The organism is Arcticibacter sp. MXS-1 (genome assembly GCF_041902385.1).
In the GTDB taxonomy this organism is placed as follows: Bacteria; Bacteroidota; Bacteroidia; order Sphingobacteriales; family Sphingobacteriaceae; genus Arcticibacter.
The window spans coordinates 301,761-321,408 of sequence record NZ_CP169244.1 but is presented as its reverse complement, the minus strand read 5'-3'; the positions used below and the strand labels follow the sequence as shown (position 1 = coordinate 321,408).

Below are 19,648 nucleotides of genomic sequence, written 5' to 3'. Positions count from 1 at the left end.
CGATGGATTCAATTAATATCAAGCAGTTAGCCGAGAAGCTTCATCTTTCCACCTCAACCGTGTCGAGAGCGTTCAGGGGGCATAGTGATATTAATAAAGAGACGAAGGAGAAGATACTGACCTTAGCGCGCGAACTGAACTACCAGCCTAACCACATGGCCAGTAACCTCCGCGACAAGAAGACAAGCACCATTGCAGTGATCGTACCGGAAATAGCCAACAACTTTTTCTCGAGAGCGATCAATGGTATCGAACACGTGGCGCGCGATAAAGGGTATCACCTGCAGATCTACCTCACCAACGATGATTTTGAGAAAGAAGTAGAATTTATCTCGCAGTTGCATAATGGAAGGGTCGACGGCATCATCATGTCGGTGACAGGCGAAGCGAATGATCACAGCCACATGCACAAATTTCGCCGGAAAAGCATACCTCTCGTCTTTTTCGACAGGATGTACGATGATGTGAATACCGCTAAGGTGGCTACCAATGACTATGAAAGCAGTTATTCGGCCACGCGTCATCTCATTGAGCAGGGGTGCCAAAAGGTCGCATATCTTGTTGTTAACAAGAATCTTTCAATCGGAAAGATGCGGATGCAGGGATATGCCGATGCGCTTGCTATGGCAGGTATTCCCTTCCGTGAAGAACTGGTGGTTGATTGCAGTAACGATCTGCAACGCAATCAGGAGATATTAAGAAATACATTTTCTGTCCTTAAGCCCGACGGGGTTTTTGCATCCGTGGAGCGCCTGGCCATTGCCAGCTATTATGTATGTCATGACCTAAGGATCAGAATAGGGCAGGACTTGAAGATCATCTGCTTTTCAAGTCTCGAAATAGCGTCCTTATTAAGTCCTCCGCTGTCTACCATCACCCAGCCCGCATATGACATGGGAGTTGAAGCAGCACGAATACTATTCAGAAAGTTAGAGGGGGAGAGGCCGAAGAAGGAGAGGCAGAGCGCGTAGTTCTGGAATCCTCCCTTGTAATTCGTGAGTCGACCGCAGGGCCTGTTGAAGCCCTTAAATCATGAAAATCCGGTCATCCAATCCTCCTTTTCCGGGAAGAAATTCCGATAATCTTTTATTTACTATTCCTTTAGTTTTCAACATTTCGGGAACGATACCGGTACCGTTCCCGAAACACGTTTCAAAAAAAGTAAAATCGCTCAAACGATTAAGCAAAATAGATGTTTCTGATTTACAGTGCTTTATTTTAGTCTTCTTAATCGTGTTTGTGCTACACTAACCAGCATCCTGAAAATTGTGGAAAACTTTACCTGCTGTTCCTTTATTTCGAGAACGTTCCCGATTAATTTTACAATCATAGTTCTTGAAGTACTAACCACGATGTTAAACTTAAAATAGTATCAAATGAAAAAACATTACCTGAAGAGATTTCTTCTTCTGTTATCTCTCGCTTTTTCCTCCCTCTGGGGCTTCGGGCAAACCGGAAGCATTAGTGGCCAGGTCTTAGACGAAAACAATCAGCCCCTTCCCGGTGCTTCGGTAACTATTCCTGCCATTAGCAGAGGTACCTCCACAAATGAAGCGGGTTCGTTCAAGCTCAACAGCATTAAGGACGGGACCTATACGCTTGTAGTAAGTTTTGTGGGTTACCAGACCCTTAACCGCAATGTGACGGTTAACGGAGCCGTTTCCCTCAATTTAAAGCTAACGCCAAACGCCCAGGCGCTCACAGAAGTTGTTGTAATTGGTTATGGAACGCAGCAGAGAAAAGACCTCACTGGTTCTATCGCCACGGTCAGTTCCAAGAACTTCCAGCGAGGCACAATCTCCTCACCTGAGCAGCTAATTGCTGGAAAGGTGGCCGGCGTGCAGATCACCACAAGCGGAGGCCAGCCAGGAGCTGGGGCAGTCATAAGAGTACGCGGGGGAGCCTCACTAAATGCAAGTAATGATCCGTTGATTGTCGTTGACGGAGTACCTCTCAGTACGGGTTCAATTTCAGGAGTCGCAAATCCCCTTGCTTTAATTAATCCTAATGACATTGAGACCTTTACTGTTCTAAAGGATGCAAACGCAACGGCTATTTATGGATCGAGGGCTTCAAATGGTGTCATCTTAATCACTACGAAGAAAGGCACGAGCGGAAAGCCGGTAGTCAATTTTGTCAGTCAGAACTCTGTAGCGACTATCGCGAGAAAAGTAGATGTACTTTCTGCGGATTCCGTAAGGAGTTATGTTAATGCACGTGGTTCAGAGGTACAGAAAGGCCTTCTTGGTGACGCTTCAACCGACTGGCAGGACGTTATTTATCGCAATGCTTTCACAAGCGATAATAATATTAGTGTAACAGGCAGTATGGGAAAGGTGCCGTACCGAATCGCTTTGGGTTATCTGAATCAGGATGGTATCCTCATCCGTGACAATATGAAGCGTACAACAGGAGCGATAAGCATCACCCCAAAGTTGTTTGATAATCATCTGAAAATTGACTTGAACCTTAAAGGTTCAATTTCGAAGTCGCAATTCGCAAATCAGGGTGCCATTGGGAGCGCGGTACAGTTTGATCCAACCAAGCCGGTCTTCCAGGATAACGCATGGGGAAAATATTATGAGTGGCTAGCCACCGAGGCAGATGGATCCGTCATACCAAACAGAAATGCGCCTAGAAACCCCCTTGCAATGATCGAACAGAAAGATGATCATGGCCAGGCAAACAGGAGTTTCGGCAACCTGCAGCTCGACTACTCCTTCCACTTTCTTCCAGAGCTGCACGCCAATTTGAACCTGGGGTATGACGTATCGAAGGGTACCGGAGATGTCTTTGTAGGGCAGCAGGCCGCGCAAAGCTTTTCTACTGGCGGATTCGTGAATAATTATAGAAACGATATTTTCAATAAAGTAATCGAGTTCTATCTTAATTACAACAAGGAAATTCCAAATGTTAAAAGCAGCATCAATGCAACGGCTGGATACGGTTTCTATGACAACAAGAGAAAGAATTTTGATTATGGCGATTTTAGGGCCGATGGTTCAGCACTAAGGGTTCCAAAATTCCCTTATGACATCCCCAGGAACAGGCTCTTGTCTTACTACGGACGTTTAATCTACACATTTGATAATAAGTATATCCTGTCCGGTACTCTTCGTTCTGACGGATCTTCCAGATTCAGCAAAGAAGGCCGCTGGGGCACGTTCCCTTCCGTCGCGTTTACCTGGAGAGCTGGCGACGAATCTTTCATAAAGGCGATGCCAGCTCTGTCTGATCTGAAACTAAGGCTGAGCTACGGAGTTACTGGCCAACAGGAAGGAATCGAAAACTACTCCTATCTTCCAAACTATTTCAGCAGTACAAATGAGTCAATGTATCAGCTAGGCGATACGTATTATTACATGAATACGCCCATCGCTTACGATAAGGATATTAAGTGGGAAACAACCGAAACCTATAACGCTGGAATTGACTATGGATTCCTGACTGGCCGTATCACGGGTAGCGTTGACTTTTATTACAAGAAGACAAGGGATCTGCTCAGCGTTATCCCAATTCCCGTGGGTACCAACTTTAGCAATCAACTGCTGACTAATATTGGAAACATGGAGAACAAGGGCGTTGAGTTCAACTTAAATGTGAACGCTCTGAAACAAAAGGAAATGTCGTGGGACTTCGGATTCAATTTCACAATCAACAAGAGCAAGGTTACTAACTTATCAGCTGTGCCTGATCCCGACTTTAAGGTGGAAAAGGGACAAATAACCGGTGGCTCAGGCAATATGTTGCAGGTGCACACGGTTAATCAGGAGCCTTACACATTCTACGTATATAAGCAGGTCTATGATCAAGCCGGCATGCCTCTTGAAAACGTATACGCAGACCTGAATGGCGACGGGGTAACGAACGAGAAGGACATGTATTACTATAAGTCACCTGCACCTAAGGCGATTCTAGGTTTCAGCACCTCTTTCAATTACAAAAAATGGACTTTGAGTACCGTATTAAGGTCTAATCTTGGAAACTACGTATACGATAACGTCGCGTCCAACTTCGGTACTGAGTACAATATTCTTAGCCCTCAGGGCGTGATCAACAACACGACGACCGACATTTATAACACACAGTTTAAGACAAGCCGTTATAAAAGTGACTATTACATCAAAAATGGCTCTTTCCTAAAGATGGATAACGTCGGACTGAGCTACAACGCCGGTAAGATTTTAAAAGGTAGTAACATGAACCTGACCGTAAATGGTAATGTTCAAAACGTCTTTACAATCACGAACTTTAAGGGATTAGATCCTGAAGTGAGCAACGGTATAAGTTATCAGCTGTATCCAAGGCCAAGAACTTTTGTGCTTGGATTAAATCTGGGTTTCTAACTGATTAAATGAATAAGAAGATGAAAAACTTTATAAAGATAGTATCTGCATGTGCTGTTATCGCTATTACGGCCGGTTCCTGCAGTAAAGATCTGAATCTCACTCCTACGAACGATATTACGGCCGATATCGCCTATAAAGACTTTGCCGGATATAAAAGCTCTCTTGCCAAAGTATATGGCAGCTATGCGACAACCGGTAGCTCAGGAGCTGGAAGTACCGACCTAAAGGGCAGCGAAGCGAACGTTGGTGCTGCGGATTTCCTGAGACAATTCTGGAACGCCCAGGAAATTACCACTGACGAGGCGGTGTGTGCGTGGCTGGGTGACCCCGCTATTGGCGATCTTGATCAGATGACCTGGACCTCGGGTAACGTTTACCTACAGTTCCTGTATACAAGGAGCTTATACCAGATTACCCTTGTGAATGAGTTCATTCGCGAAAGTACTGATGCAAAATTGAACAGCAGAGGTATTACCGGGAACGACGCTGCAGAGGTGAAGCACTTCGTTGCGGAAGGTCGTTTTCTGCGCGCTTTCCAATACTGGGTTCTGATGGATCTTTACGGAAATCCTCCGTTTATTACTGAGAACGATCAGATTGGAAAAGTAGCGCCTAAGCAAATTAAACGAGCAGATCTATTTGCATATATCGAATCTGAGCTAAAGGCAATAGAGGGAGATTTAAAGGCTCCAAGGCAAAATGAGTACGGCCGCGCAGATCAGGCCGCAGCATGGGCTCTCCTTGCCCGTATGTACCTGAATGCGGAAACTTATCTGGGCGCTGGCAACAAGAGATACCAGGACGCCAGGATATATGCCAAAAAGGTAATTGATGCCGGATACTCGCTAAAGAGTAACTATTCTCAACTGTTCCTCGCTGACAATGATAAGAATAACAACGAGGTTATCCTGTCTATTAATTATGACGGTTTGAAAACCCAGGGGAATGGAGGCACCACCTTCCTCGTAAATGCTGCAATAGACAAAGATATGGGGCCTGCATCCTTTGGTATTCCTAATGGCGGCTGGGGTGGAAATAGGAGCCGGAAAAATCTTCCGCTTATCTTCGGTGACTATAGCGGAAATACTGATAAGCGAGCCCTTTTTCAGGCGGGAGGAAAGCTTGAAATTGAAGATATATCTGTGTTTAAGCAAGGTCTTGCCATTACCAAATTTAGGAACGTGACCTCCACAGGAACCACGCCGCCCTCTACCAATGGTGAATTCTGCTCCATTGACTTCCCGCTGTTCCGTTTAGCAGAAATGTACCTGATCTATGCCGAAGCTGAAATCAGAGACGGTGGTCTTACTTCTGCTGGCATCGAATACTTCAATAAGCTCCGCGAGCGAGCTTACGGCAATACCTCCCGGAACGTGTCTTCCATCTCCTTGAATGACATTCTGGATGAGCGGGCGCGAGAGCTTTATTGGGAAGGTTTTAGGAGGACCGACTTAATCAGGTTCGGAAAATACACAGATGCATCTTACCTCTGGCCTTTTAAAGGAGGAGTGCCGAATGGCAGGGCAGTGGAGAGTTACCGTACTCTTTTCCCTATTCCATCTTCTGATGTTATCGCGAATCCGAATCTTACACAGAACCAAGGGTATTAACAAGAAATTTATATGAATATGAAGACTGTTTTTAATCATCTTCTGATACTACTCGCTGCCGCATTTACTTTTTCGTCCTGCGAGAAGAGCGGCACAGAGGTAGTGGCTGTGCCGGGAGCAGCAGGCTCCTTAAAGGCTTCCGCTACCACACTTGTGCTTGAAAAAGCCAATCAGGATAAGCAGGCCATAACGTTCGACTTTTCCGAAGGGGATTTTGGATACCAGGCTGCCGTGTCAAACGTCCTGCAAATAGCGGTAAAGGGTACAAATTTTTCAGCTCCAAAAGAGGTTGCATTTGACCCGAAGGTTTATCATCGGTCTTATTCAGTCCTAGAGTTTAATGCGCTGGTGTTAGCCCTTAATCTGCCTTTTGATAAGCCTTCACAGTTAGAACTTCGCCTTAAATCTCAGATATCATCATCCTTCCAGCCCGTATATTCCAATGTCCTTGATCTCACTGTGACACCCTACCCGCTGATCAGTTGGGTTTATGTTCCGGGTGACTATCAAGGTTGGAAGCCCGAAAGCGCCGACAGTCTGAAGTCAGCCACCGGTAACGGTATTTACGAAGGTGTCATTCTTTTCCCTGACGTGGCAAACGCAACCTTCGCATTTAAAATCACTCCCGCTAAAAACTGGCTAACCGCCTACGGTGATGGTGGTAATGGAACTGTTAGTACGACGGGCGGTGATCTCAAAGCGCCGGGCGCCGGATCGTACAGGATCCTTCTTGATCTGAACGCAAACACCATTAAGCTTGAGCCGTTCTCATGGGGCGTGATTGGTGATGCCACACCTAAAGGCTGGGATGGTGATACCGATATGAAGTATAACAACGGTACCGGTACATGGAGCGTGACACTGAGTCTCAAAGCGGGAACGTTCAAGTTCAGGAAGAATCACGACTGGGGAACAAATCTGGGAGGCAGCAATGGCGCTTTAACTCCTGGTGGAGATAATATTCCGATTACCTCTGCTGGCACATACACAGTTGTTCTCAACACTGCAAACAATACGTACACTCTCACGAAGCAATAAGAAAAAAAGGGCAGGCATTTGATCGCCTGCCCTTATTGAAACTTCTTATTCCTGACGATAAGTCGGTATGCTAGCTGTACATTCTTACAGCAGAGAGATCACTGGAAAATAACCTCATTGAGGTAAGTTATGATCTTATCAAGAATATGAAAATCAAAACCATACTGTTTTTATTCTTATCGCTGGTTACAGCAGCCTCCTTTGCTCAGATTCCAGCCCTAGAAAGAGTTGAGCCTGCCTTCTGGTGGGTGGGGATGAAGAATCCCGAACTTCAGCTCATTGTTCACGGCCAGGATATCGCATCCCGCCAGGTGTCACTAAACTACCCGGGGGTAAAGCTCGCTGCTGTCCACAAGGTTGAAAATCCCAACTACTTGTTCCTTGACCTGCAGATTGCTCCTGATGCTGCGCCCGGAACATTTCCTATCCAGTTTACCCGTAAGGGGGAGAAAACCCAGACCTTCCGGTACGCACTTAAGTCGAGAGACACCTCGTCAAGCCGCATTCAGGGGGTGACCAATAAAGACCTGGTCTACCTCATCATGCCCGACCGCTTCGCCAACGGCGACAAGAAGAATGATGTGGTAAAAGGGATGAATGAAACTACGCTGAACCGCGATTCCATGTACTATCGTCATGGCGGGGACATCCAGGGTATCATCAATCACCTTGACTATCTCAAAGATCTCGGAGTAACGGCCCTCTGGCTAAATCCCGTCCTTGAGAACGACCAGCCCAAGACGTCCTATCACGGCTACGCCAACACGGAGAACTACAAGATCGACCGGCGCTTCGGCACCAACGAACTTTATAAGAAACTTGTAGACGAGTGTCACTCCAGGGGCATGAAGATGATTAAGGATTTTATTCATAACCACTTCGGCAGTATGCACTGGACCATCCGGGATATGCCTTCGAAAGACTGGGTTCACCAGTGGCCCGCCTATACGCGGACATCCTATCGCGATCAGGTGCTTTTTGATCCCTACGCCTCCGCGTCAGAGAAAAAGCTCATGACCGACGGCTGGTTTGATATTCACATGCCCGACATGAACCAGGAAAACCCCTACGTAAAAAAGTACATTACCCAGAGCACCATCTGGTGGGTTGAATATGCAGGCCTTGACGGTTTCCGGCTTGATACCTATGCCTATAACGATGCCGCATTCATGGCTGAGTGGGCTAAGGCCGTGAAACTTGAGTTTCCCCGCCTTACCATCTTTGCCGAAACCTGGGTGCATGGAATCGCCAACCAGGTGTTCTTCACTCAGGGAAATACAGTGAACAGAGGCTTCGATACGGAGCTGCCCGGCGTGACTGATTTTCAATGTCTATGGGGTATTAACGAAGCCTTGACTGGCAAGTTTGGCTGGGATTCAGGGGTCACTAAGCTTTACACTACACTGGCCAGCGATTTTGTTTACCAGGACCCAACCCGTAACGTGGTTTTTCTGGATAATCACGACCTCAGTCGTTTCTACTCCGTTGTGGGAGAGGATATGGACAAGTATAAGTCGGCCATAGCCTGGCTGCTTACCACCCGCGGGATCCCTCAGCTGTACTATGGCGACGAGATTATTATGACCGGGCTTTCCAATCCTGACGGCCTGGTTCGCGAGGATTTCAAAGGCGGATGGGATACCGATAAAGTGAACAAATTCATCTCTGAGGGACGCACGCCAAAGGAGAACGATGCCTTTAACTTCATTCGTACCCTGGCCAACTACCGCAAGAATAACGAAGTACTGCAAACCGGGAAACTCATGCAATATGTGCCTGAGAACGGAGTGTACGTGTACTTCCGATACAACGCAGACAAAACCGTGATGGTGATCATGAACACTTCCGAAAAGCAGGAGACACTCCCCACAGAGCGATTTGCAGAAAGGATGAATGGGTTTAGCGGAGCGGTAAATGTCGTAACCGGACAGCAGCTCCGAGACATCCGATCGCTTTCTGTTGCTCCTAAAACCACACTTGTACTGGAACTTAAGAAATAATATGTCTAAGATTAAAGCTTGTTTATTCGATCTCGATGGAGTAATCGTTGATACCGCGGTATATCATTACCGCGCCTGGAAGAGGCTTGCCAATGAACTCGGCTTCGATTTTACCGAAGAGGAAAACGAGAAATTAAAGGGAGTGAGCCGCGTAAAGTCACTTGAGCTGATCCTTTCCTGGGCCGGATTAGAGAAAACCCAGGAGGAACAAGCCGAACTGGCCACCAGAAAGAATAACTGGTATGTCGAGATGATCACCCAAATGACTCCGGACGAAATCCTGCCGGGAGTAAGAGAATTTATGGAGGAGGCACGCGCCGCGGGTTTGAAGACTGCACTCGGATCCGCAAGCAAGAATTCAGGCTTAATTCTGGAAAGAACAGGCCTGGCGGCTCTCTTCGATGCCGTGGTGGATGGCAATAGTGTGACTGCTTCGAAGCCCGACCCGGAAGTCTTCCTCAGGGGCGCTGAAGCCCTTGCTGTTGCTCCGTATGAATGCGTCGTCTTTGAAGATGCAGTGGCGGGCGTGCAGGCCGGAAAGGCAGCGGGAATGAAAGTGGTAGGAATAGGCACAGAAGAGGTGCTGCATGAAGCAGACCTGGTAGTGAAAGGCTTGAGCCATCTGCGAGTGGAGCAGCTTTTTGACCTGTAACAGAACCGCTGTCGCGAAATTGAATAAGGATGAGAGCACAGAGTACGGCCCCTGGCAGACGCAGGGATGCCGTGCTACTAAAACATAGTTCAAATGAAGAATTACATTAAAGTTGATGAGTGGAAGATTGTAGAGGAAGGATTTGATCCTCACCTGAATAAAATCTCTGAAAGTATTTTTAGTCTGGGCAACGGCCGCATGGGGCAGCGGGCCAATTTTGAAGAAACATACACCGGCGATACCCTCCAGGGGAATTACGTTGCCGGCGTCTATTACCCCGACAAGACCCGTGTAGGCTGGTGGAAAAATGGCTATCCGGAGTATTTCGCCAAGGTGCTCAACGCTGCCAACTGGACTGCAATAAAGGTCAGGGTGGGAGAGGAGGAACTCGACCTCAATACCTGCACGGTGAAAGAGTTCAGGCGTGTGCTGCATATGAAGGAGGGTTTCCTCGAACGCGAGTTTGTCGCCGAACTATCAGACGGCCGCAAGCTCAAAGTGAATTCCAAAAGGTTCTGCAGTATCGTAGACGATGAGGCAGGTGCGATCTGCTATTCGCTCACACCTCTCAATTTCGATGCTACATTTACTCTTACACCCGCCATAGATGGCGATGTGAAAAATCAGGACTCGAACTACGATGAGAAGTTCTGGGACGAAGTGTATCAGGAGACGGGGCAGGACAATGCCATCCTGGTACTCCGCACCAGAAAGACTGGCTTCGAAGTAGCTACGGGCATGATGTTCAGCGTAAGCGCAGGAGGCCGTAAACAGGAGCTCCAGTCGCGTCCCCTCAGTTCCGAGCGTTATGTAGCCTGTGAGGTTAGCGTGGAAGGGAAGCAGGCCGAAACTATTACTTTATGCAAATATGCGGTCAACCTCTCTTCCGAAAACTATCCCTCCCAAACCCTCGTGGCCGAAGCGAAAAGAACGCTGCAAAAGGTCTGTTCCAAAGGCTTCGAAAAGATGCTCGAAGAGCAAACCGCAGCATGGGACTTAAAATGGCAGGAAAGTGACATCGTGATTGAAGGTGATGTGGCCGCCCAGCAGGCCATCCGTTTCAATATCTTTCAGCTCAATCAGACGTATACCGGTGAAGATGCGAGGCTAAACATCGGGCCGAAAGGCTTCACAGGAGAAAAGTACGGCGGTTCTACATATTGGGACACTGAAGCATATTGCGTGCCTTTCTATCTGGCTACTGCCCCTCCTGAAGTCACCAGGAACCTCCTCATCTACCGCTATAAGCACCTTGAGAAAGCAATAGAGAACGCCGCGAAGTTAGGCTTTAAAGACGGAGCCGCACTTTATCCCATGGTCACCATGAACGGTGAAGAGTGCCATAACGAGTGGGAGATCACCTTCGAGGAGATTCATCGCAACGGCGCTATTGCCTATGCTATCTACAACTACATTCGCTACACAGGTGATAAAGAATACCTGGCATCGTACGGGCTCGAAGTACTCGTAGGTATTGCACGCTTCTGGAAGCAACGTGTCAACTGGAGTGATGCCCGGTCCAAATATGTGATGCTGGGTGTGACAGGCCCCAACGAATACGAGAACAACGTCAACAATAACTGGTATACCAATACCATCGCCTGCTGGTGCATGGAGTATGCCATTGAAGCTCTTGCTCACGTGAAGTCCGCCTTCCCTGAACGCTACACCCTTCTCACTGCCAAGATGAATTTCGATGACGTGGAGGAAGTGTCAGCATGGAAACATGTGATAGATAATATGTATTTCCCCATGAGTGAAGAGCATGGCGTCTTCCTTCAGCAGGACGGCTTCCTCGACAAGGAACAGATCCTGGTAAAAGATCTTAGTCCCGCTGACCGGCCCCTTAATCAGAAATGGAGCTGGGATCGTATCCTCCGTTCGGTGTTCATCAAGCAGGCCGACGTGCTACAAGGGATCTATTTCTTTGAAGATCGCTTCAGCGAGGAGACCATCCGCCGTAACTTCGACTTCTACGAGCCGCGTACGGTCCATGAAAGCTCACTGTCTCCCTGCGTTCACGCCATCCTTGCTGCAAAGCTGGGCGATGAAGCAAGAGCTTACGAATTTTATCTGCGTACTTCCAGGTTAGACCTTGACGATTATAATAACGATACGGAAGACGGCTTGCACATCACCTCGATGGCCGGAACCTGGATGAGCGTAGTGGAAGGCTTTGCCGGGATGCGTGTGAGGAACAACGCCCTTCGCTTTAATCCTTTCCTCCCTGGTAAATGGACCTCTTTCTCGTTCAATATCCTGTTCCGCGGATCTATTTTAAATGTGCTGATCAATAAAGAACATATTTGTTTAAGCAACCAGTCTGAAAAGGCCCTTACCGTCTTTGTTTTTGACGATCCTTATCAGGTGGAAGGAGGCAAGTCGGTCAAAGCAGCATATCGCACAGTCGACGGCAGGATCGAAACCAAAAGCTAAAGATTGAATCACCCAGAGAAAAAAGAATGAAGAGCGTACTCCTTAGAGGGCGGTATCTGGCAGTTATAGCACTATTTTTGACTGCTTGTGGAGGAAAGGCCACTAAACAGAGCAATATGAGTTCATCCAGTGCCGGCAGCGATCGTAAAGTAGTTGTCTATCAGATGCTGGTGCGCCTCTTTGGCAACCAGAATAGTACAAACAAACATTACGGCTCTCTTCAGGAGAATGGCTGTGGAAAGTTTAGCGATATCTCCGATAAAGCGCTCGATGAGCTGAAGAAACTTGGCGTTTCTCACGTGTGGTATACCGGAGTGATCGAGCATGCCACCATGACGGATTATTCCGCTTATGGCATTAAGAACGACGATCCCGATGTAGTGAAGGGCAGGGCAGGCTCTCCTTATGCCATCAAAGACTATTACGATGTAGACCCTGATCTGGCCGTTAATGTGAAGGACAGAATGAAGGAGTTCGGGGACCTGGTAGCGCGGACGCACAAGCATCAGCTGAAAGTGCTGATCGACTTTGTACCTAACCATGTTGCACGAACCTATCACTCTGATGCGCGGCCTGCCGGGGTCAAAGACTTTGGCGAGGAGGACAATAAGGCAAAGGCGTTTGATCCGCGCAATGACTTTTATTATATCCCCGGGAAGTCCTTTACCGTGCCCAAAGGTGTTAATGCCGGAGGCGACGGGTTCAGTACCCAGCTGAAGGACGGCAGGTTTAATGAGCGGCCGGCAAAAGCAACAGGCAACAACGTATTCGCTGCAGATCCCTCGGTTAATGACTGGTTCGAAACCATTAAGCTGAACTATGGCGTCGATTATCAGAACGGAGAAAAGAAGCACTTTGATCCGATCCCGCCTGTTTGGGAGAAGATGAGAGACATCCTGCTCTTCTGGGCTTCCAAAGACGTTGACGGATTCCGCTGCGATGTGGCGGAGATGGTGCCCGTTGAGTTCTGGCATTGGGTGATCCCCCAGGTGAAGGAAAAGAAGCCCGGTATTGTCTTTCTTGCTGAAGCCTACGATCCCAAGCAATACCGGAAGTACCTCACCACGGGCAAGTTCGACTATCTTTACGATAAAGTAGGCCTTTATGACGGCTTGAAAAGGCTGATCAGAAATGAACCTAAGGCAGATGTAAGAGATATCAGCTATGTCGCCGGCGTAGAAAGCAAAAACTTTTCATCGAGGATGCTTCGCTTTCTCGAGAATCATGACGAGGAAAGGATTGCCTCTTCTGGCTTCGCCGGAAATCCCTGGCTGGCTGTACCCGCCATGGTCGTTTCTGCAACCCTGTCGGGAGGCCCCGTTATGATTTATTTTGGTCAGGAAGTCGGAGAGCCGGGAAAAGGCAATGAAGGGTTTGGTACTGAAGATAACCGCACTACCATCTTCGATTACTGGGGTGTTCCTGAGCACCAGAAATGGATGAACAAAGGTGCATTCGATGGCGCTCTCTTGTCGGAAGATCAGAAAAAGCTAAGGTCGTTCTATAGCGCTCTTCTCAACTTCTCCGCGTCAAGCGAGGCGGTGCATAAAGGGAAGTTCTTCGAATTAAACAACCAGAAAGGCTTCAATAAGAAGACCTATGCGTACCTTAGGTATACCACAAAGGAGCGTCTGCTGATCGTGGTCAATTTCGACCGGAAGAAGCAGCTTAAAACAAAGCTGGTCATCCCTCAGCAGGTGCTGCCCGCTTTGAAGTTGAAGGCAGACTCGGATGTGGAGCCGATACAGGTGCTTACGGGAGAGAAGGTCTCTGCTGTGAAGCTGACTGAAGGAATTCCGGTTGATGTGCTGCCTTCGGGAGCTGCCATTTATAAATTTTAGAGTACACGTAAATTAACCATATATGAACATTCCTGTAGAGAAGCCACGGCTTTCGTTCTGGCAGATATGGAACATGAGTTTCGGGTTTTTTGGCATTCAGTTCGGATTCGCCCTTCAGAACGGCAACGCCTCCCGCATACTTCAGACTTTTGGTGCAGATGTAGAGCATCTGTCGCTTTTTTGGCTCGCTGCCCCTATCACGGGCATGATCGTGCAGCCCATCATCGGCCACTATAGCGATCGTACCTGGAACAGGTTTGGCCGCAGAAGGCCATACTTCCTTACCGGAGCACTTCTGGCCGCCCTTGCGCTCATCTTCATGCCCAATTCTGCTGTGCTGGCTTACCTGCTTCCGCCCATTCTGGTAGGCGCCGGCATGCTCATGATCATGGATGCCTCCTTTAATGTTGCCATGGAGCCCTTCCGGGCTCTGGTAGCCGATAATCTTCCTGACAGCCAGCGTAGTGTAGGTTTCTCCGTTCAGACCTTCCTCATTGGGGCAGGCGCCGTCTTAGGGTCATGGCTCCCCTATATTTTCTCTGAGTACCTTGGGGTGTCTAAAACGGCAGCCCCGGGCCATGTTCCTGATAACGTGATCTATTCCTTCTATGTAGGGGCGTTTGTGCTGGCCGCAGCCTTACTATGGACAGTCGTCTCCACCAAGGAGTATTCGCCGGAAGAGCGGGCGAAGTTTTACCCGGAAGATGAGGAGGCAGACGAGCAGAAAGGGATCCTGAGCATCTTTACCGATTTCTCCAAAATGCCCCTCACCATGCGGCAGCTCGGTCTCGTTCAGTTCTTCTCCTGGTTCGCTCTGTTCTCCATGTGGGTATTCACCACTCCTGCGGTAGCCGAACACGTGTATAAAGTGGCGCCGGGCGACACCTCCTCCGTTGCTTTTGCTGATGCCGCCAACTGGGTAAGTCTTCTTTTTGGAATATACAACGGGGTTTCAGCCATCTATGCGCTCATGCTTCCGGCAATAGCCAGGAAAACAAGCCGCAAAATAGCCCATGCATTTTCCCTTACCGCCGGCGGAATCGGGTTGCTCTCCATTTATTTCATCCAGGACCCTAAGCTGCTCATCTTCTCCATGATCGGTATTGGCCTTGCCTGGGGAAGTATCCTCGCCATGCCCTACGCCATTCTGTCGGGCTCCATTCCTGCAAGGAAAATGGGTGTTTATATGGGCATCTTCAACTTCTTTATCACCTTCCCACAGATCGTCAACGGATTTTTCGGAGGAATGATCGTGAAGCAGCTCTTCCATGGGCAGGCTATCTTCTCCATCGTTATGGCAGGGGTACTCATGCTGCTCGGGGCTCTCTCCGTGCTTTATGTAAAAGACAGCAAGCAGTAGCGACTGCCTGCTTTTATTAACCAATTATAACTATCGTATGAAAAGAAGCGCGTTATTGTTGCTGCTGCCCTTCTTGCTTGTTATGTCTTGCAGGAAGCATAATTCGGACGATGACACAGGAACTCCGGGACCAGACCCGTCATCAGATACCGTGGCCGGCCTCTTAACCTGGTCGCCCTATTTTCCTTCGGCGGGTGAGAACATCGCCATCACCTTTGATGCCTCAAAAGGCAACGAAGCGCTGAAAGGATTCGCCGGCGATGTTTACCTCTATGCGGGTGTTATTACCGACAAGAGCGCAGGGCCGTCCGATTGGAAATATGTGAAGAGTCCCTCGTTCAGCCAGCCGGATCCGGTTTCTAAAATGACGTCGCTTGGTGCCGACAAGTATCGGATATCGTTCAATCCCTCCGCCTTTTTCAATGTACCGTCAGGCGAGAAGATCCTCTATATAGCCATGCTATTCCGAAATGCCGACGGCAGCCGGGTCGCGAGGAATAAGGACAACTCCGACATTTATATGCCTGTTGCCGCATCGGGCAAGCTGCAGGTGCGCTTCGTTTCGCCTGAGTTTGAGCCGTGCTATATCCCCGTGCCGGCAGTGCAGGTACAGAGCATAGGTCAGGAGGTCTATGTCACGGCAGTGGCCTCCTCAGCCGCAGACCTCAGCCTGTCCTATAACGGCAATTCGTTCGCTACGGCTAAATCAGCTACTTCGGTCTCGGGGAAAGTAAGCGTCACTGGTGCGGGCGCTCAGGAGATTAAAGTGACTGCAAGCGGCGGCGGCTCTACCGCTGAAGCTGTGTACTCCTTCGTGGTGAATCAGGCCGTTCAGGAGGCTCCGCTTCCTGCAGGGGCGAGGGAAGGCGTAACGTTCACTAACGGCGGACGTTCAGCCATTTTCGCGCTCTATGCTCCCGGAAAGAAGTTCGCCTATGTGCTGGGCGATTTTAACGACTGGAAGGCGGAGTCCGGTGCCTTTATGAAACGTGCCGCAGACGGAACATGGTGGGTGCAGATCGACAATCTGGATCCTGCAAGGGAATATGCCTACCAGTACTGGGTAGACGGAACCATCCGGGTAGCGGATCCTTATTGCGAGAAGGTGCTCGACCCTCAGAACGACCCTTCTGTTCCGGCAGGTACCTATCCCTCACTAAAGGCTTACCCTACAGGTAAGACCACCGGTATAGTCAGTGTCATGCAGGCCAACGCAGCCCCCTATCAGTGGAAATCAGGCAGCTTTGAGCGGCCGCAGAAAAAAGACCTGGTGATCTATGAGCTCCATCTGCGCGATTTCCTCGCCGCTCACAACTACAACACGCTGCGCGATACCCTCAACTACTTGTCGCGGCTGGGAGTGAACGCTATTGAGCTGCTTCCGGTTACGGAGTTTGAAGGGAATTCCAGCTGGGGCTATAATCCTTCATTTTACTTCGCTCCCGATAAATATTATGGCACCAAACGCGCGTTGCAGGAAGTGATCGACGGATGCCATGCAAAGGGAATAGCCGTCATCATGGACATGGTGCTGAACCACTCCTTCGGCCAGTCGCCCATGGTGCAGTTGTATTTCGATCAGGCAGCTGGAAAGCCGTCTTCCGGGAGCCCCTGGTTCAATGCCGAGGCCAAACACCCCTATAATGTGGGGCACGACTTTAATCATGAAAGTGCGGCTACCAAGCGCTTCGTGAAGAACGTGCTGCGCTTCTGGGCAGAGGAATACAAGGTTGACGGATTTCGTTTTGATCTTTCCAAAGGATTTACGCAGAAGAATACAGGCACGTCCGACGCCAATGTGAACGCATGGAGTGCCTACGATGCCAGTCGCGTAGCCATCTGGAAAGAGTATAATCAGTACATCAGGTCGGTGGACCCCGGACTCTATGTCATACTTGAGCATTTCGCGGCCGACCAGGAAGAGCAAGAGCTGGCTGCCGAAGGTATGATGCTCTGGAACAACCTCAATCATAATTTCAATGAAGGTACCATGGGCTATGTGCAGAACTCAGACCTGTCGCGCGCCTTCTATGGCACGCACGGATTCAATAAGGCCGATAATCTGGTGACCTATATGGAAAGCCATGATGAGGAACGGCTTATGTTCAAAAACCTGAGTTACGGTAATTCCAGTGGCAGCTATAATGTGAAAGACCTGGCTACCGCACTTAAGCGTCAGGAGCTGGCAGCAGCCTTCTTTTTCTCCATCCCCGGTCCTAAAATGATCTGGCAGTTCGGAGAGCTGGGCTATGATAAGTCAATTAATGAGAACGGACGGACAGGGGAGAAGCCTATCCTCTGGAACTATTACAGCAATACTCAACGCAGACACCTGTATAGCGTCTATTCGATGCTGATCAAACTGAAAAAGAACAACGCCGTGTTCGCCAGTACGGATTTCCAGTATTCAGTGAACTCGGCTATTAAGTACATCGTATTGAAGAGCGCCGGTCAGAATGTAGTGGTGGTAGGTAATTTTGATGTTTCTCCACAATCAGCAAGCATCACATTCCCGCAAGGAGGAGACTGGACCGATTACTTTTCAGGGCAGAGCATAACTGTTTCAGGCGGGGCATATCGATCTACTCTCGCGCCTGGTGAGTTTCATCTTTTCAGCAGCAGTCCGCTACAGCATTAGGACATCCCTGTAACGAGGGTGTATCGTAAATCATGGTCACCCTCGTTTTATATTCAGGAATTTACAGATCTGAATAAAGGCGATTTGAATGGTCTTTATTTGTATTAATATTCTGATTTCTTTTATTTAAGTCATAGAGGTAGTCGAATATGCAGTGAGAAAACCTGTTTTCAAGCCCTTCAGCAGGACTAGCTCATGGCGCTCCCGCCCAGCCTGTATGAGCTGATACCTGCACGCCATATTACCATCCGCCCGATCAATAATCTTAAGAAAGCTGAAAAGTTCATGGAATAAAAAAGAGGCCGATCATTTCGTCAATGATACGGCCTCTTTTTATATCCTGAAGGGAACCTCAGGAACGCCATGAATTAATGAGATTCTTTTATAAGATCAGAAAGAATAAGTTCATGGACGCATTTTTTCTGATCTTATTTGGTGATATTCAATGCTCTCTGAACCGCAGCGAAGTCCTTGATATCAACTTTAGCAGTTTCTAGTAACTGAACCGAGGATGCATTAAGAAGGACAATTCGAACGTCTATCCCCCGGCTAAGTTGATCGGCACTTAAATAATATGAGAGACCTGCCAGAGTAATAACGTCATTCGTTCTGTAGTATTGATCAAGATGAAGAGCGGGGTGATCTGGATCGCTACTCCCATCTGTGTTACCAACTAAAATCATCCTCCGAGGTCCAAACGGTCCAAGGTTGTCAAAATCCTCGTCGACGGCATGCCATTGCGCATTAGGGTAATTGGAAGCCCTGATATAAAAGAAAGCGATACTTTCATCTCCTAAATTCATGAACTTGTCCCCTAGGCTGATAGCGCCGGATACATACGCTAATTGGGTATAGTTGCCATCGAAAGTTACGTTATTGAACTTACGGCCTTTTATGATGTACGCTTGTACTCCTTTGGCCGCTGCTCCTGCGAAATTTACAGGAGTACCCCAACCCGAGGAAGTTTTTGGTCCATACATGTCGGCTGTTTGCTTGTCGATGTAGTAATCTCCTTCAACTCCTAAAGTTGCTTCTGGTACACTAAAACCGCTTAGTAGTTGAGAACCGTTTTTACCGTCGATGCCATTTTTGCCATCTGTCCCATTTTGACCATTAACCCCGTCTTTACCGTCGGTGCCGTTCGTTCCATTCATGCCTTTGATACTGATTGATGGGCCCCAGCCCTTATCAGTCTTAGGCCCGTAAAGCTCTGAAGCTTGTAGATTCAGGAAAAAGTCGCCGATCGTTCCTACCGCAGCATCAGGAGCGGTTGTTCCGGAAAGAATTGTCTTTCCATTTAGTCCTGCCACACCTTGGATTCCCTGTGACCCAGTTTGTCCCTGAACCCCCTGTTCACCCTTTGGGCCTTGCTCTCCCGTGTCGCCTTTTTGGCAAGAAGAAAAACTAATAGCTGCCACTGCACAGATCAAGGCACTGGTCCTAAAACGTAGATAAGTTTTCATTAATATTTGTGATTTATTTCGCATTTCTACGGGAATGGAAGGTTTATGGTTACAGAAGTGCGATAGCTTTTTAAAGTTATTTGTTAAAAGGCTGTAGATTAGACTGATATTGTTTTCTACGCTCAGGGAGTGTAACTGAATCCAATTAGTCGGTATCAGCTAGAAAGGATGCTTGACGTTCTTGAATTTATGAAATTGCGTTTATGCACTAAGGAGATGCAGTGACGCATAACAAGCTTACCAAAGCAAGAGAGCTCGTGC

Annotated in this window: 11 protein-coding genes; 10 read left to right on the top strand and 1 reads right to left on the bottom strand. The window is 48.3% G+C overall.

What is annotated here, in order from left to right; all coding sequences use genetic code 11:
- Positions 1 to 2: 2 nt before the first annotated feature.
- The 10 genes from ACES2C_RS01205 to ACES2C_RS01160 all read left to right on the top strand — a co-directional run bounded on the left by ACES2C_RS01205 (position 3) and on the right by ACES2C_RS01160 (position 17,924).
- A complete protein-coding gene (locus tag ACES2C_RS01205; protein WP_374165205.1) occupies positions 3 to 971 on the top strand; it encodes a LacI family DNA-binding transcriptional regulator in 969 nt (322 codons plus the stop codon).
- A gap of 405 nt (positions 972 to 1,376) precedes the next feature.
- Positions 1,377 to 4,346, top strand: coding sequence for a SusC/RagA family TonB-linked outer membrane protein (locus tag ACES2C_RS01200; protein WP_374165204.1), 2,970 nt, complete (start codon positions 1,377 to 1,379; stop codon positions 4,344 to 4,346).
- A gap of 20 nt (positions 4,347 to 4,366) precedes the next feature.
- Entirely contained in the window at positions 4,367 to 5,959 is a 1,593-nt protein-coding gene (locus ACES2C_RS01195; RefSeq protein WP_374165203.1) for a RagB/SusD family nutrient uptake outer membrane protein, read from the top strand.
- Positions 5,960 to 5,971: 12 nt separating this feature from the next.
- Positions 5,972 to 6,997: a SusE domain-containing protein gene (locus ACES2C_RS01190; protein WP_374165202.1), complete on the top strand. Its 1,026-nt coding sequence runs from the start codon at positions 5,972 to 5,974 to the stop codon at positions 6,995 to 6,997.
- 146 nt (positions 6,998 to 7,143) lie between these two features.
- Complete coding sequence (locus tag ACES2C_RS01185; RefSeq protein ID WP_374165201.1) at positions 7,144 to 8,997, top strand: glycoside hydrolase family 13 protein; 1,854 nt, start codon at positions 7,144 to 7,146, stop codon at positions 8,995 to 8,997.
- 1 nt (position 8,998) lies between these two features.
- Positions 8,999 to 9,649 (top strand): beta-phosphoglucomutase, encoded by a 651-nt coding sequence (pgmB, locus tag ACES2C_RS01180; RefSeq protein ID WP_374165200.1) that lies wholly within the window; start codon positions 8,999 to 9,001, stop codon positions 9,647 to 9,649.
- Between the two features lie 93 nt (positions 9,650 to 9,742).
- Entirely contained in the window at positions 9,743 to 12,085 is a 2,343-nt protein-coding gene (locus ACES2C_RS01175; protein WP_374165199.1) for a glycoside hydrolase family 65 protein, read from the top strand.
- 116 nt (positions 12,086 to 12,201) lie between these two features.
- Positions 12,202 to 13,926 (top strand): alpha-amylase family protein, encoded by a 1,725-nt coding sequence (locus tag ACES2C_RS01170; protein WP_374165198.1) that lies wholly within the window; start codon positions 12,202 to 12,204, stop codon positions 13,924 to 13,926.
- Positions 13,927 to 13,948: 22 nt separating this feature from the next.
- Positions 13,949 to 15,286: an MFS transporter gene (locus ACES2C_RS01165; RefSeq protein WP_374165197.1), complete on the top strand. Its 1,338-nt coding sequence runs from the start codon at positions 13,949 to 13,951 to the stop codon at positions 15,284 to 15,286.
- A 37-nt stretch (positions 15,287 to 15,323) separates the two neighbouring features.
- Entirely contained in the window at positions 15,324 to 17,924 is a 2,601-nt protein-coding gene (locus tag ACES2C_RS01160; RefSeq protein ID WP_374165196.1) for an alpha-amylase family glycosyl hydrolase, read from the top strand.
- 428 nt (positions 17,925 to 18,352) lie between these two features.
- Here the strand turns inward: ACES2C_RS01160 and ACES2C_RS01155 are convergent, their stop codons facing one another.
- On the bottom strand, positions 18,353 to 19,387 hold the full coding sequence (locus ACES2C_RS01155; protein WP_374165195.1) for a hypothetical protein: 1,035 nt from the start codon (positions 19,385 to 19,387) through the stop codon (positions 18,353 to 18,355).
- Positions 19,388 to 19,648 lie beyond the last annotated feature (261 nt).